This window comes from Siminovitchia terrae, assembly GCF_003605405.2.
In the GTDB taxonomy this organism is placed as follows: Bacteria; Bacillota; Bacilli; order Bacillales; family Bacillaceae_C; genus Siminovitchia; species Siminovitchia terrae.
Genome location: NZ_QYTW02000032.1, coordinates 1 through 15,231, shown reverse-complemented (window position 1 = coordinate 15,231; position 15,231 = coordinate 1). Strand labels below are relative to the sequence as shown.

Below are 15,231 nucleotides of genomic sequence, written 5' to 3'. Positions count from 1 at the left end.
GGGGTTTGAACCCCCACTGAATGGAATATCAATATACATTCATCTCTCCACTTACAGAAGTCGGAGACTTTTGCTGAATGAAATTATTTATCGTAGTTATAGAACCCTGCTCCTGTTTTCTTACCATGTCTTCCTGCCCTCATCATTTGTTTCATTAAAAGTGGCGGTGCAAATCGGGCATCATTGAATTCCTTCTCGAAATATTCCATTACATAGAAGCCGATATCCACTCCTGCATAATCCTGAAGCTCAAACGGTCCCATCGGATAGTTCAGCCCGAATTTCACAGCCTTATCAATGTCCTCAGCAGTAGCCACATCTTCTTCCAACAGACGAATCGCTTCTATAAACTGCGGAATCATAATCCGGTTAACGATAAATCCAGGTGAGTCCTTTTTAACCTCTACTACTTCCTTATTTAAACGACTAGACAACGCTTTCAATTCCTCGACCGTTTCATCGCTTGTTCCATATCCCCGGACCACTTCCACCAGTTTCATAAGCTGTGCCGGGTTGAAAAAGTGCATACCTGCCACTCGTTCCGGACGTTTTGTTGCGGAAGCAATTTCAGTGATTGACATCGATGAAGTATTTGTTGCCAAAATAACATCTTCTCTCACAATTTCATCCAGTTGTGAGAAAACTTCTTTTTTCAATTCCATATCTTCAATAACAGCCTCAATAACGACATCAGCTTCCTTGAAATCTTCCAGATTTTTCGTCGTTTTAATATGGGAAAGTGCCGCTTGCTTTTGTTCTTCCGTTAATTTTCCTCGCTCCACACTTTTTGACATAAATCTGTCAATGCGAGATAAAGCTCCATCCAAGAAACGATCTTCAATATCTCGCAAAATTACGTCAAAACCATTCATAGCTGCCAGGTTCGCAATCCCCGCTCCCATAGAGCCAGCCCCTACCACTCCAATTGTTTGAATACTCATATCCACATCTCCTCTATAAATCCTTTAATTATATTATAAGAGGAGGAATCGCCAGGTTGTACCTACATAGTGTAGGAAAAGAAATCGATTTTACCGTCAAAACTATTTAAAAAAGACAGCTCGTTCACAGCTGTCCCCGCATATCATATAATTTAAATGCCATCATTAAGTTAAACCTTACTTCTGGATCATTTAAATCAACTTCTAATATAGATTCAATTTTTTCCAACCGATATAATAAAGAACTTCTATGAATATATAATTCTTGAGCTGTCGCTTTCGCATTTCCATTATTGACCAAATACACTCTAAGGGTGTGAATAAGATCCATACTCTTTCCTTCGGAATATTTCTCTAGCGGCCCCAGCTGATTCTCCATAAACAAATGAATGGCCTTCGTGTGTTCAAGGTGATGCAAAATCGTGTAAGAGCCCAGTTCTTCAAAAAAAGCATATCCCTTATCTCTAAATCGGCTTTGCACTATGTTCAATGCCTGCCTTGCATGCTCGCTACTTACATAATACTCTTGAATATTGTCTGCCTTTCCCCCAATTCCGATGAATACATGACAGTTGATTCCGCTCCTTTTGACCGCTTTTTTTATACTTGTGTAAAATCTAGTCCAGAAATCCTGCATCCCTTTATTAGCTGGTACAATGAGGACATACTGATCTTTAAACGTAGCAGCTAAAATTTCTTTATTTTTTTCTACCACTAATACCCTGATATAATCCCATACTACTGATTTTTTCGCTTGTTGCTCCAACAGATTACACCCTTCAACCTCATCATCTTTCAATGTAATAGATAACAACGCTACCCTATGTGGTCTGAATAAATCCCACATAAATAAATTGGCGTACTGGAGAATACTCTCTTTATTCTCGACCATTTCAACTAGCAGCTTACTAATAAAGTTTTCTTTAGCTTGTTCTGTTGCATCCAGCACCAATTTTTGTTTAATAAATTGAATAGAACAAATATTCCGGGCCATTTCTATCATGATTTGGTCATAATCATCCAATTCATTTCCTGACATGCGTACAGCTAAATAACCCAGTACATCATCGCCTCCGCTAATTGGCCAAATGGAATATGCTTGTCCATATTCTTTAAGGACGATATATGGTTTTTTCTTTCTTTTCATCTTTTCAGCTTCAGCACGCAATTGGGGAATGAGGCTTTCCTTGCTTTCCTTGATTGAAAACGATAAAGGATGCATAAAACGGTCAAATAGGACGATTGGTTCATTAAACAATTCACCAAGCATTGACGTAATCCCGTCAAATCCTTCATGCTTTACTGTTTCTTTTACTAATGCTTGTTGGTATTCAAGTAAAAAATGCAAACGGTTACGATTTTCCTTTTCCTTATTGTAGAGCCGTGCATTTTCCAAAATGGTGGCTATATGATTACTGATCAGCCGAAGTACATGCAAATCTTCTTCACTGAATACCCCGGACCTTTTCTTTTCAACATGAAGGACTCCGATTGTTTTTAGATCCATGGATATCGGGATTGTTAACTGCATTCCACCTGTTTTTTCCAAGAACGGGAAATGTTCTTTTAAAAAATAGTTATGTTGGACTTTCATTTGTTGTATATTTTTCATTTGTCCATATGCTGGAGGCTGGAAAATAAAACAATTATCCAGATCATTATAAAGGTAGATACAAGCAAATTCGGCATCCGTACCTTTACCAGCACGCGTTGTGATCTCTGCGATTTTTTCCTCGAACGGCGAATCGATGGATAAGTTTTTTGTAATCCATTCAATGCCTTCTATCTCTTTCAACTGCATTTTTCGATTTCTTGTCATAGTAATAGCTAAAGCGACATCTTGACCAAATTCATCAAAATGCTTCCTCATTTCCAAAAGAGGAACATAGCTCAAAAATCCGATCATGCAAAAACCAAACGTATGCAGCTCGTCCTTAATCGGTACTGTAAACCATGTTTTCACACCTGATTTTTTCAATAAAGAGAAAAGATGACAAGCACTGGCCATTGTGCAAGCCTCTTTATCAGTCAAACTATGTTCAAGCAATTGATTGGAGCATTGATCTACAGGCATGGGAAAAGAATCTCTCACTTCAAAGACATTCCCACTCCACGTTTTTGGAACATACAAGTCCTCTTCAACAAACACCACACCAACGAAGTCGCAATATAGCTTATTCCGAAAAGAATCACTCAAATACTGAAGTGCTTGTCCCTCTGTATCGATTTTAATCAACTGGCGCGACATCTTACGTAAATGTTGCTCTACTTTTCTGATAACCGTTTCTCTCTGGGCATCTGCCATGGCTCTAACTCCCCTCTCCTGCTTTCTATTATCATAACAACATGTGCACCACATAAAAAGAAGATTCACTGATAGAGAGATTGACCGATTATAACAAAAAAACAAGGAATTTAGGCGTAAGCAATCAAATGCGCCTTGGCGTATTTGCGCCCAGATTTTATCGAGCTTAAGCTCGATCAATTTCCTCTGAAAAATCTGTGGCATCCGCCGGAGGCTTTGACTTTATTTAGCCGGGGTTTGAACCCCCACTGAATGGAATTCCAATAGGCATTCATCTCACCACTTACAGAAGTGGGAGACTTCTGCTGAATGAGGTTAAACCAATTAAAAATCTAAACTGTGAAACAAGAACTGTGTGCACTCTGAGCTTACACTCCCTTATTCAATAACTTATCAAGGAATTTATCGAATAATTTTTGATTTTCTAGTAGTGCATTATGCCTTACTTTCTTAACCATTGCGGTCTTTCCAAAACTAGCAAGTGTTTTGATAGACTGCTTCATTAACCAATTTTCTTTCTCACCTATTGTGAATAAGAACTGAGTGTTTCCTTAGCAAAATTAGTTTTATAAGGTATCCGGATATTACTAGTTGACCATTTAATTGAAGAAGACACCTCTTACAAGCACTCATAAAAAGCATTCCGTAACGCTACTTCTCTTGGATCGTCAAACATATACATTCCCACTTTTGTCATAGCATAAGCAAACCCTACTTTATTTTTAGGGTCTGCAAAACAAAATGATCCTCCAGCTCCTGGATGACCAAAACATTGGGGAGAACCATAATTTGAACCTGTTTCTAGTGGTTTAAAAAAACCTAAATGAAACGCTGTCTCAATAGTTTGCACTACATCTTGAAAGCCATTTTTCGTCGGTTCGGGATTCTTCTTCAATTCTTCAAACGTATTGGACTCCAGTTTTAAGTTGATTCCTCCATTGGCAAATTCACTATATATCTTAGCCATATCTCGGACTAACCCTATACCGTTACCTGAAGGAAATTCAATTTGACGCATTTCTCTCGTATTGAAGTTGGAATGTGCTAATAGATTTTTTGAATCAACCATACTTTTACTTGTTAGTGATTTAGGATTCATAAAAGCAAACAATAGACTTATAGGAAAAGTACTAAAACTTTTAAACAAATCCAGCACAGAACTGACACCTTTAATAGTTGATACTCTAGTGTCATCTATATATTCAGGTAAACCAATATAAAATTCTGCTTCTAGTGGTTCTGCAACCTCTTCTCGAAAAAAGTCGCTTAACGAACGATTGTGGGGATCTGTTCTTTTGATTAACTCGCTTATAAACCAGCCAATCGTCCAACAATGGTAGCCATGTCTTGAACCTGGTTCCCATACGGGCTTCTTTTTTTCAAGTTCTCCTATTATATTACTCGTATCAAAATCACTAATTTTATATATGGGAAGATCTTTAATGGTACTTAATCCTGCTTGATGGTTTAACAATTGTCTAATCGTAATATTTTCTTTTCCATTTTGTCCAAACTCTTTCCAATAGGTTGATACTTTATCATCGAAATCAAAGTACCCTTTAGAATGTGCGATAGCAACTGCCAATGCCGAAAACCCTTTTGTAGAGGAGAACACCGTTACCATTGTATCCTCTTCCCAAAGTTCTTTTGTCTGATGGTCTTTAACCCCGCCCCATAAATCTACAACTTTTTCTCCTTTCAAATAAATAGAACATGCTGCCCCAAGCTCTCCGCGTTCGTCAAAATTCTTAACGAATTCATTTTTTACTTTCTCAAAACCAGGTTTAACATAGCCATTTATTGGAGAACTATTTTTTACATTCTTTTTTTTCATTTTTATACAATTCCCCCTTTATTAGCAATACGTGAGTTAATAATTGAAAGTTATCTTCACAACAAAGAATGATATAAACAGATAAAGAAAATCTGGAAATGATCGCTCAAAAGTCTGATGTTACAGTACTATTCCAGTGGATAAAAATACTTTGATTTATGAGCAAGCATCAACAAATACTCCAAAGACTCATGCTGTTGACACGATCAATGTCTATAATGACACTGAATTTTACGTTTAGGAAAAAGTTATAAATGCTAAAGGATGTCATCATAAGATGATGCGATTCATTTATGATGGCACTTTTCTTTTTGCTCAAATATGTATGCGAAGCAGTAGTCCTATAATTTTACAATACCATCTCATTATCTATGTTTTTGCAATTTTATTTTGTTTATCCCTCATCATAGCTGCTTCTGATTTAAAAAAATTACCGTTATTTTTCATTGCGTTTACTTTGATTTTACTTTCACTTACTAAACTTACTGTAACGGAACAGAAACAGGAGGAAAGTATAGATTTTTACGTTATAGAAAACGACGATTTACACTAATCTTTTAATACGAGATCATTTGTAGCAATCGGGATACTGAGTAGCTTGTCTTTTGTACTGATGCTCATTAAGTTCCCGATCCCGCCGTTTCCGGCATATCTTACGGTGGATTTCAGCGATATTCCTGCATTGATCGCTGCGTTGATGTTTGGTCCACTTGCAGCAATAATAGTTGAATTGATTAAAAATATTCTTGATTATTTAATGATCGGCAGCGAAGCCGGTATTCCAATTGGAAACTTTTCTAACTTCCTGGCAGGAACTATGTTCGTATTACCTTCATCATTACTTCAAGAAGATACGAATTGCTGCCACCGTTTGAGGCAAGGGGACGTTCCACATAATATGATGAGGTCAAAATTTAGTTTGTGTTGATCGCCTAAAGGTGTGCGGCTTTCTCCTCTAACTAAATACAAAGGAGTAAGAAAAATTACAACTTAAGTCTATATGATAAATCAGAAAATAAATTATACTGGATGTTGTGAGAGTAATGGGAGAAATGAATGATTAGATTTACAACTTGGGCCNAACTAAATACAAAGGAGTAAGAAAAATTACAACTTAAGTCTATATGATAAATCAGAAAATAAATTATACTGGATGTTGTGAGAGTAATGGGAGAAATGAATGATTAGATTTACAACTTGGGCCTTAAAAAATAAGGCAGCTGTCATTTTGATGACTGTCTTGGTTTTGGGGCTTGGAGCACTCAGTTACTTTACATTGCCAAAGGAGTTTATGCCTTCCGCTAATAACCCTGCGGTAAACGTCATTGTCATGGGGCAGGGGACAGATGCAGGTACCATGGCTGAACAAGTTACAAAGCCTATAGAGAAAGCGATTGGATCAGTTAAAGGTAAAAAACATGTATTTTCCACGTCCGCAGATGGGTATTCATCCATAGATACTACACTAGATCCTTCGGTTGATATTTTATCCTCATTTCATTTTTCCAAAATCTTCATTTAATGAATGTACAAAAATTCGACGACATTTTTCTTCATCATCCGTTAAAAGTATCTAAAAATTGATCATAAGGACCATAAAACAACTTGAAAAAATATCTATTTCTTTAGTATATTTACAGAGCTACAGTATTTTGTATTTTTGTTTGGAGGTGGGCAAATGCAATCGATCAGAAATAATACGCTTTTCCGTTTTATAGGCTTCACATTATTTTATTTCATCATTTTAGTGCTGTTGTTTCTTATTCATGGCTTCCACGATATGAACGCTGGATCATTTATATATACGGAATTTTAAATAAAGGAGAGTTTTACAATGTTAAGTATATTAGCAGCGATTGAACATGTGGCTCTCCAGCAACCACAGAAAATTGCTTATCAAACGAATAATGCTACTTTAACATATGGTGAGCTTTGGCATTCATCTGATTGCGTGGCACATTCTATTATGAAGCTTGGCTTGCAGAGACAGCAACCGATTGTCGTTTACGGTCATATGTCCCCTCTACAAATCGTTGCCTTTTTAGGTGCTGTAAAGGCTGGCCATCCATATATACCTGTTGATTCATCTACACCGTCTGAGAGACTGCAGGTCATTATAGAAGCATCTGAAGCTGGCTTACTACTGACAACAGAACCATTAAGTACGATTATATCTGTTCCTGTTGCAGCGGTAAGTGATGTAATAACTCAACCGTGTAGCATCCCATCACAGCCAACAGCATGGGTCCAGGACGAGGAAATCCATTATATTATTTACACATCCGGTTCAACTGGTAAACCAAAGGGTGTACAAATTACGGCCAATAATTTGGCACACTTTGTCGCTTGGATGCAAGACCACTTCCCTTTACAAGAACCCGGTGTATTTTTAAATCAAGCACCTTATTCCTTTGATTTATCTGTAATGGATTTATATCCTGCACTCGTTGGTGGACATACGCTTTACGCTATCACACAGGGGCAGATTGCTCATCCTAAATCACTTTTTGATTCCTTAGCTTCATCTAATACTCGCGTTTGGACTTCCACTCCTTCCTTCGCCAAAATGTGCTTAATGAATAAAGAATGGAATCAAGAGCTAATGCCGGATTTAAATACCTTTCTATTCTGCGGTGAAGTATTACCAATATCCGTAGCAAAAGACTTAATGCAACGCTTTCCACAAGCATCTATTTTTAATTTATACGGTCCTACAGAAACAACTGTTGCTGTATCCTATATTGAAGTCACAAAAGAGCTTTTAGAGCGGTTTGAACAATTACCAATCGCCCCACTATTTGAGCCTAATCTATCCTTATTAGAAGATGGAGAGATTATGATCTCGGGACCAACTGTTAGTGCGGGCTATCTCGGGGCACCTGAATTAACAGCAAAAGCCTTTCCGACAATAGCCGGGAATCGTATGTATAAAACTGGAGATATAGGTTATGAAAAAGATGGTTATTTATTCTTTTCTGGTCGTAAGGATTTCCAGATAAAGCTACACGGTTATCGCATAGAAATTGAAGAAATAGAAAAGCATATTGGCAATTTGATGCCTGTTTCTAGCTGTGTTGTTGTACCTATTTTAAAAGATAATGAGATTGTTTCACTAAGTGCATATGTAGTTCTTCGGGAGCCGTTAACGGACTCGGCCTTCAAAATGACGAAGCAGCTTAAAGCGTTGTTATCGGATTATGTACCATCCTATATGATTCCAAAAACATTCAAATACATGGACACTTTACTATTAAATACGAATGGCAAAGTGGATCGTAAAGGATTGGCGGTTATGGAGACAGTATGACACCTTATGGGAATATAATTTTTTTCATCATCATTGGTATTTTATTAATGCCTACCATGATTTTAGGACTACGTGAAAAATCAGCTAAAGGCTACAATATCTTTATTTCAATTATCGTGTTAGCTCTTATTTTCGGTAACTCTCTCAATGGTTCAATTTCTCTTATACTATTTACAGTATTTCAGTTAATATTAATCATTGCTTACCAAAAATATCGGTTACAGCAGAATAGCAGCTTTGTATTCGTCATCGCTGTATTACTGTCAGTTTTGCCACTTGGGCTAGTAAAGATTCTTCCAATACTCGGCCTTCAGCATTTATTTGGATTCCTAGGTATATCCTACATTACCTTTAAATCGGTACAAATGATTTTGGAAACACGTGATGGCTTAATGAAAGATAAAATTTCAACGGTTGAGCTTGCCTATTTCTTGCTGTTCTTCCCAACCGTATCATCAGGCCCCATCGATCGGTGGCGACGTTTTTATAAAGATATGCATTCAGTGCCGTCTAGTCAAGACTATCAAAAGCTCCTGTTAAGTGGGATAAATTATATATTTATAGGCTTTTTATATAAGTTCATTTTGGCTTATTTGATATATAATTACGCACTTATTTTTTTACCAAATCATACCTATAACTATTTGACACCTTTTCAAGGGCAAATAGCGTATATGTACATGTACAGTTTTTATCTATTTTTCGATTTTGCCGGCTATAGTGCTTTTGCTGTTGGCGTCAGCCGTATGATGGGGATTCAAACGCCCATTAACTTTAACCGTCCATTCTCAAGTCGAAACATTAAAGACTTTTGGAATCGCTGGCATATGAGCCTCTCATTCTGGTTTAGAGATTATGTCTATATGCGCTTCGTATTTTGGATGACGAAAAAAAAATGGATTCAAAACAAATATGCCATTTCCTATATCGGGTTCTTTTTACTATTCTTTTTAATGGGGATTTGGCACGGATTAGAATGGCACTTTGTCGTTTATGGTCTTTATCATGCCTTATTAATTATCAGCTTTGATAAATTTGAACGCTGGAACAAAAAACATAAGTTTTGGCCGAAAAATAAATGGACACATGCAATAGGAGTGTTCATCACTTTTAATACAGTTTGCTTTGGTTTCTATATTTTTTCAGGAACATTATTTTAAACACTGGCTTTGCCTAGACAAAAAAGGAGAATTTTAAATGGATAAACAACAAATTTTAGAAATGCTAGTAGAGATATGCGAGGACGACATCATTTTAGAAAATCCAGATATCGATTTATTTGAAGAAGGGCTTCTTGATTCATTCGGCACAATTAATTTGTTAGTTGAAATTGAAAATCGCTTTAACATTTCAGTGCCAGTTACTGATTTCAATCGTGAGGAATGGAACACGCCAAATCGTATTGCAGGGAAAATAGCTGAAAGACAATGATCAAGAAAGGCTTTCTATCACTATTCACTGCCTTTGTTCTTTTTGCTGCCTTTCTGTTCTTCCCAAATTCCTGGATAAAAGCTTGGATTTCAGATAAAAATGTTGAGCAGGCAAAAACCAACATGTCTCCGCTAGTGTTCCAAGGAATGTATTTCCAGGAACGAATGTTAAAGGAGTCTAATTCGTTGCCTTTATACGGCTCCTCAGAATTAAATCGATTTGATCCCTTCCATCCCTATAATTATGCACGAGCTACGGATACTCCGTACTCCATATTTATGGTAGGACGTGGAGGGATGCAGTCGATTACACACTTTTTAAATTTTGCTGCACAGGAGAAAAACTTAAAGGATAAAAAAATAATATTCATCATTTCACCTCAATGGTTTACGAAAAACGGCATGCCTGAACTACAATTTTCAACTAACTATTCGATGTTACACGCCTATGATTTACCATACAATAAGGATATTGATGAAGAGCTTCGACATCGAGCAATGAAACGACTTCTTGAATTTGATACTGTAAATCGAGATCAGCTGTTAAATATAATTTATCAATATCAATTATCTGATGGTAAGGAAAAACCAGTCATGGGTCGACTTGCAATGATAGCAGGCCGTGCACAAAAGGCACTTTTAGAGAAAAAGGATTTATATTACTCGCTTTTCCCTCGGGAATCAGATAAGTTAAAAAGCAATGATAAGCTAATTACAAATCAAACATTTGAGCAACAATTGCAAAATGCTGAGGAATATGGCAAAAAACGTGTATCCAATGATTTAATGATTGAAAACAAATTTTATAAACGACTTGTAAATGCTAATATATCAAGGTTTAAAGATATGCGAAAGAACGAAGATTATACGAATTCTCCTGAATATGAAGATTTTCAACTAGTAATCGATATTTTAAAGGATGCTGGCGCAAAGCCACTATTCGTTTCGATTCCAGTTAATGGATACTGGTATGATTATAACGGTTATCCTAAGGATCGTCGTCAGAAATACTACGATAAAATGAAGCAAATATTAACAGATGCCGATGTTGCCTATGTTGATTTTACAGAACATGAATATGACCCTTATTTTATTATGGATACCATTCATATTGCGTGGAAAGGCTGGGTATATCTCGATCAGGAGCTAGGCCGGTATTGGGCACAGCCCTAAAGCTGTTGATTCCCTGTAAATCAAAGCCACCCGTGTTGAAGTGACCCCATAAAATTAGACAGATATTTTTCCTAAACAGCTATTAAGGTCTGAGTTCGGTATTGTACCGGCTCAGAGCTTTTATTGTTGTAAAACAAAGTAAATGAACTATGAATAAAGCCGGGGTTAAAGAGAGTAATCTTCTTTTGAAATTTAACCCAAATAACTAAAGAGAGTTTGGAAAGTAATTCCCTCTTTTCCCCTGACCTACCGTAAACAACGATTCCTTACTCACATTTTTGGAATCAAAACAAATAATCATCTGAATGTTATTGATAATTTTAAAAATCATTATTTTAAATCTGAAAAACTTTTAAACAGGTGAGAAAATGGTACACGGACAAAAAAGAACCTCGCTGGAAAATGCCCTACATGTTTTAAAGCTCTTTTCCATAGATGAACCAGAGATGAGTGTAACCGAAATATCACGGAAGCTTGGGACAGCCAAAAGCACAAGCTATCGCCTTCTATCATCCCTTGCTTCGGAGGGATTTGTATACAAAGATCCTCATTCAAACCTATACAGTCTTGGCTCTTCCATCCTATCTTTGGCAAATATAGTTCATTCACAAATTCCGATTTCCAATGAGGCAGTCCCGATTTTAAACATGCTTGTCGAAACAATTGGGGAAAATGCCCATTTGTCAATTTTGGAAGGGACAGAGGTTGTTTATTTGAAAACGATAGGTGGGATTTATTCATCCGTTGACTACATTCATCACGGCAGCCGAAAACCCGCTTTTTGTACAAGTGCCGGGCAAGCAATCCTAGCTTTTCATCCCGATGCTGCAAAGCTCGCTTCTAATGAATTACAAACACACAAGAAAAGTACAATTATATCACCTTTAGCTTTTTTGAAGAGATTGGACAGAGTACGGAAAGATGGATTCGCTATTTGTGACCAGCAATACAGAAATGACATTACTGGTATCGGTGTTCCTGTTTATGGAGAATCAGGACAGGTCATTGCCTCCCTTAGTATTACAGCTTTTTCCAAGAGGATTTCCTCACCAGAAATACAATCAAGGTACATCGCCCTGCTCAAGAAATCATCTGAAAGGCTAACAGACATGATTAAACTTAGAAAAAGAAGGGATATGAAATGAAAGCCTCCACACTGTCGTCCGTAACAAATGCTTTGCGGATTCTTCGTTTGTTTTCTCAAAAACAAAAAGAGCTAAGTTTTACAGACATTGTCCAGCTATCCCATCTTCCAAAGAGCAGCACCCACCGCACCGTTGCCACTTTAGTGAAGGAAGGGTTTCTTAGCAGAAATCCGCGGACTAACCACTATCGTTTAGGTCTGGCCATTTTAAGCCTTGGCGGAGTTATTTTTAGCCATCATGAATTATATAAAGAAGCTCTTCCTATTGTTAAAAGGCTTTCAGAAACTTTAGATGAATCTGCCCACATTTGCTTAATGGAAAATATGGAGGTTGTTTATTTATTTCGTGTTGAAAGTCGTCATCCTGATCGCCTGCTGACTCAAATAGGGAGAAAGAATCCCATTCATTGTACTAGCGAAGGCCTTTGTATTTTGGCTTTTCAAGATGAAAGCACGATCACACAACTTCTCCAATCGGAATTATATCCTTATACGCCATATACATTAACCCATCGAAATGATCTGCTCTCTTTAATTGCTGATATCCAAAAAAACGATTACTGCCTTTTAGAAAATACTTACTATGAAAACTATACAAGCATAGCAGCTCCCATTCGGGACTATACAGGAAAGGTCGTATCTTCCCTGTCAGTGATTGGACATTCCAGCAGAATGACAGGCAAAAAACAAGAAATTTTTATAGAGAAGATTAAAGATGCAGCAGGTAAAATATCTGAATATCTTGGGCATTATTCTTAAAAAAATCATCATCACTACCGTTCACGGAAACTGATACGGTATTATAGATAATTATAAAAACCTATTCTAAAGCCGTCCATCTTTAGAATAGGTTTCAAGTGAAGAAATCTCGCAATGTCAGATGTAAATTCTCTTTTCACTTCACTTCCTGATGATCCAGCTTCCGCTTTATCCAGAACAGCTTTTTTATAATAAATAGATGGTATTTTTTTCTGGACCAAGCGGGACATGTCCGGACTCCAGAAGTTCTAGCAATGGAGAAAACAGCTCTGTTTCACCGGCCTTTTCAGATGTTGCAGCCAATACTGCGACATACATGGCGTGGCCCACTAAAAAGCTGACTACCTTTTCCTCTGGAAATATTTGAACAGCTTTCTCAAAAGCAAGATGAAATACATATTCTGGAAGAGTATCAACGGCTTTTTCCAATAGTTGGCTCTGATCCAATTTATCCACTTTCTTTTTTAACATGTCAGGGAGCACACTTAGCGTTTCCCATAACTCGCTGCCTTCAAAGTTCAGCTTGCAGATTGTATCTGCTGCTTCCTCTTTGGAAACCCATTTAACCTCATAATTGTCTACGTTTAATTTTTGCATAAAGCTTCGAAATGTTTGTTCTGCCTCGGCACCTTCCTTACCTGCATTTTCATACCAATTGACCTTTGAGAGTCTATCTGCCAGGCCATTGATTGACTGGTCCTTCAGTCCAAGCTGATCTTGATTAATCGTAACAGCCATTTCTTCAACCTCCTTTGCTAAGCAAGAGATTTAGTATTTTGTTGTTAACTCAGGAGGACCAAATTTCGGTCCATATGGGCCTTCGTCAAGCCACCGGCCCAGTCTTGGAACAATTGAGACCAGCGAGGCCGCAAGCTCACGCTTTATATTCATATCCCGAGAATCCCCCTGCAAGTGATGCAAAGCTGTCGTAGAAGCGTCTCGATTCCATTTTGCCGCTATTTTCCTTTCGGTGGCCGCGGATGATATCGCCTCTTTTCTTGCTTCCTCATTCACAGACTTAAGTGCTTTCTCAATTCCTCGAACAGCAATTACAGCATCGGGAACTCCGGAATTTAATCCACGGGCACCAAATGGAGCAAATAAATGAGCTGCCTCCCCGGCTAAGAGTACACGACAATGTTCATCAGTAAATGAGTTAGCCACCACTTGGTGAAAACGGTAACTGGAAACCCAGGTAATTCTTTCCGCATATTTCGGATCCATCACTTTCGGAATCCAATTTTTCACCCCTTCTAAACTCGTAAACTCTTCTACATCGTCATCTTTTAACAACTGCAAATCTACTCTCCAACCGCCTTTGAACGGAACATGCATGACATTGCGAAAACCCATGGCTGGATGTTGATAGTGGAATACCCTCTCAATCGGAAGTGGGTCGTTTTCATCTTCTTCCAAGTCGACAACAAGGAAAGTGTCATGCGTGCGTGGTCCTTCTAACTTTAAACCGGCTTGCTCTCTCACCACAGAACGGGCCCCATCACAGCCAATTACATAGCCTGATTCCCATTTGTTTCCAGTAGTTGTCGTCACGGTCACCCCGTCTTCTTGAATATCCACCTTTTCTACAGGCTCTCCCCAAACAAACTCAACCCCTGCATCGATACAGGCCTGATAAAGATATTTTTCTATTTCATGTTGGTGCAGTGAAGTAAAATGAGGCAATTTATTCAGATCCTGATTATCGGTAATCCCATAGTTCCGAACGTATACTTCTTTTCCCCGATAAAGCGTTCGTTTAATCGGCCAAATGACTCCATTTCTCGCCAACTCAAAACCAAGACCTTTTGATGTCTCCTCAAGTAACTTCAAGGTTGCACTATGAAGATAAATTGCCCGGCTCCCTGGTCTTGGCTGATCTTTCGGGTTAGCTTCAATCACGGCGCAGGAAATCCCTTTCTTTTGAAGGGCCAGCCCTGCCGTTAATCCAACTGGTCCAGATCCCACAACGATTACATCATGTTTTTTTGTGGTATTCATAATAAGCAGCACTCCTTTTATTTAAAAATGAAAGCGTTTGATAAATTCATTATAATTTGACGTATATAAAGAAAAAACCCAATTGTTCTTCTATGTGGAACTCCATATTCAAATTCATACCAAAATGAAGAAATGAGTAAGGAGCATGTCCTATGAATCGGCGCTCGGCATTAAAGCAATCAGCCGAGTTATTCATAAACTTAGCTGCTTTATACCCCTTCTGATTCATGAAGGGATTGGAAAATAAAAAAAGCGATCATCTCTTACTAGGAGAATTCCGCATGAAGTGCATCAAATGCGCCTTGGCGTATTTGCGCCCAGATTTTATCGAGCTCCGCTC

The 15,231-nt window shown here is 37.8% G+C and carries 13 protein-coding genes and 1 pseudogene; 9 read left to right on the top strand and 5 right to left on the bottom strand.

What is annotated here, in order from left to right:
* Positions 1-83 precede the first annotated feature (83 nt).
* The 3 genes from D5F11_RS22125 to D5F11_RS22115 all read right to left on the bottom strand — a co-directional run bounded on the left by D5F11_RS22125 (position 84) and on the right by D5F11_RS22115 (position 5,080).
* Positions 84-941, bottom strand: a complete 858-nt coding sequence (locus D5F11_RS22125) for a 3-hydroxyacyl-CoA dehydrogenase family protein (protein ID WP_120118540.1) — start codon at positions 939-941, stop codon at positions 84-86.
* Between the two features lie 124 nt (positions 942-1,065).
* The gene (locus tag D5F11_RS22120; RefSeq protein WP_120118541.1) at positions 1,066-3,246 is read right to left on the bottom strand and encodes a helix-turn-helix domain-containing protein; all 2,181 of its coding nucleotides are present in this window, start codon (positions 3,244-3,246) and stop codon (positions 1,066-1,068) included.
* Positions 3,247-3,865: 619 nt separating this feature from the next.
* Entirely contained in the window at positions 3,866-5,080 is a 1,215-nt protein-coding gene (locus D5F11_RS22115) for a serine hydrolase domain-containing protein (protein WP_120118542.1), read from the bottom strand.
* 559 nt (positions 5,081-5,639) lie between these two features.
* On the opposite strand from D5F11_RS22115, the pseudogene D5F11_RS22110 reads away from it, so the two are divergent.
* The 9 genes and pseudogenes from D5F11_RS22110 to D5F11_RS22070 form a co-directional block, all read left to right on the top strand.
* Positions 5,640-5,915, top strand: a pseudogene (locus tag D5F11_RS22110) (ECF transporter S component); the annotation flags it as partial.
* Positions 5,916-6,260: 345 nt separating this feature from the next.
* Positions 6,261-6,602 carry an efflux RND transporter permease subunit gene (locus tag D5F11_RS22105; RefSeq protein WP_245998299.1) on the top strand — a complete coding sequence of 114 codons (342 nt, stop codon included), beginning with the start codon at positions 6,261-6,263 and terminating at the stop codon, positions 6,600-6,602.
* A gap of 156 nt (positions 6,603-6,758) precedes the next feature.
* Positions 6,759-6,896, top strand: coding sequence for a teichoic acid D-Ala incorporation-associated protein DltX (locus D5F11_RS22100; protein WP_120119550.1), 138 nt, complete (start codon positions 6,759-6,761; stop codon positions 6,894-6,896).
* 18 nt (positions 6,897-6,914) lie between these two features.
* Positions 6,915-8,387 (top strand): D-alanine--poly(phosphoribitol) ligase subunit DltA, encoded by a 1,473-nt coding sequence (gene dltA, locus D5F11_RS22095; protein ID WP_120119551.1) that lies wholly within the window; start codon positions 6,915-6,917, stop codon positions 8,385-8,387.
* A complete protein-coding gene (dltB, locus tag D5F11_RS22090; RefSeq protein WP_120119552.1) occupies positions 8,384-9,547 on the top strand; it encodes a D-alanyl-lipoteichoic acid biosynthesis protein DltB in 1,164 nt (387 codons plus the stop codon). Before dltA ends, dltB begins: the two co-directional genes overlap by 4 nt.
* Positions 9,548-9,584: 37 nt before the next feature.
* Positions 9,585-9,818 carry a D-alanine--poly(phosphoribitol) ligase subunit 2 gene (dltC, locus tag D5F11_RS22085; protein ID WP_120119553.1) on the top strand — a complete coding sequence of 78 codons (234 nt, stop codon included), beginning with the start codon at positions 9,585-9,587 and terminating at the stop codon, positions 9,816-9,818.
* A complete protein-coding gene (gene dltD, locus D5F11_RS22080; protein WP_120119554.1) occupies positions 9,815-10,990 on the top strand; it encodes a D-alanyl-lipoteichoic acid biosynthesis protein DltD in 1,176 nt (391 codons plus the stop codon). The genes dltC and dltD overlap by 4 nt, the downstream gene beginning before the upstream one ends.
* A gap of 368 nt (positions 10,991-11,358) precedes the next feature.
* Positions 11,359-12,135, top strand: a complete 777-nt coding sequence (locus tag D5F11_RS22075) for an IclR family transcriptional regulator (RefSeq protein ID WP_120119555.1) — start codon at positions 11,359-11,361, stop codon at positions 12,133-12,135.
* Positions 12,132-12,893 (top strand): IclR family transcriptional regulator, encoded by a 762-nt coding sequence (locus D5F11_RS22070; protein ID WP_120119556.1) that lies wholly within the window; start codon positions 12,132-12,134, stop codon positions 12,891-12,893. The genes D5F11_RS22075 and D5F11_RS22070 overlap by 4 nt, the downstream gene beginning before the upstream one ends.
* 186 nt (positions 12,894-13,079) lie before the next feature.
* On the opposite strand, the gene D5F11_RS22065 is transcribed toward D5F11_RS22070, so the two are convergent.
* Positions 13,080-13,631: a hypothetical protein gene (locus D5F11_RS22065; protein WP_120119558.1), complete on the bottom strand. Its 552-nt coding sequence runs from the start codon at positions 13,629-13,631 to the stop codon at positions 13,080-13,082.
* Positions 13,632-13,661: 30 nt separating this feature from the next.
* A complete protein-coding gene (locus D5F11_RS22060) occupies positions 13,662-14,891 on the bottom strand; it encodes an FAD-dependent oxidoreductase (RefSeq protein WP_120119559.1) in 1,230 nt (409 codons plus the stop codon).
* Positions 14,892-15,231: the final 340 nt, after the last annotated feature.

Coding starts and splice junctions, on each gene's coding strand:
- D5F11_RS22070 (WP_120119556.1), top strand. CDS start 12,132: ATGAAAGCCTCCACACTGTCGTCCGTAACAAATGCTTTGCGGATTCTT.
- dltD (WP_120119554.1), top strand. CDS start 9,815: ATGATCAAGAAAGGCTTTCTATCACTATTCACTGCCTTTGTTCTTTTT.
- D5F11_RS22125 (WP_120118540.1), bottom strand. CDS start 941: ATGAGTATTCAAACAATTGGAGTGGTAGGGGCTGGCTCTATGGGAGCG.
- dltC (WP_120119553.1), top strand. CDS start 9,585: ATGGATAAACAACAAATTTTAGAAATGCTAGTAGAGATATGCGAGGAC.
- D5F11_RS22105 (WP_245998299.1), top strand. CDS start 6,261: ATGATTAGATTTACAACTTGGGCCTTAAAAAATAAGGCAGCTGTCATT.
- D5F11_RS22060 (WP_120119559.1), bottom strand. CDS start 14,891: ATGAATACCACAAAAAAACATGATGTAATCGTTGTGGGATCTGGACCA.
- dltA (WP_120119551.1), top strand. CDS start 6,915: ATGTTAAGTATATTAGCAGCGATTGAACATGTGGCTCTCCAGCAACCA.
- D5F11_RS22100 (WP_120119550.1), top strand. CDS start 6,759: ATGCAATCGATCAGAAATAATACGCTTTTCCGTTTTATAGGCTTCACA.
- D5F11_RS22075 (WP_120119555.1), top strand. CDS start 11,359: ATGGTACACGGACAAAAAAGAACCTCGCTGGAAAATGCCCTACATGTT.
- D5F11_RS22065 (WP_120119558.1), bottom strand. CDS start 13,631: ATGGCTGTTACGATTAATCAAGATCAGCTTGGACTGAAGGACCAGTCA.
- dltB (WP_120119552.1), top strand. CDS start 8,384: ATGACACCTTATGGGAATATAATTTTTTTCATCATCATTGGTATTTTA.
- D5F11_RS22115 (WP_120118542.1), bottom strand. CDS start 5,080: ATGAAAAAAAAGAATGTAAAAAATAGTTCTCCAATAAATGGCTATGTT.
- D5F11_RS22120 (WP_120118541.1), bottom strand. CDS start 3,246: ATGGCAGATGCCCAGAGAGAAACGGTTATCAGAAAAGTAGAGCAACAT.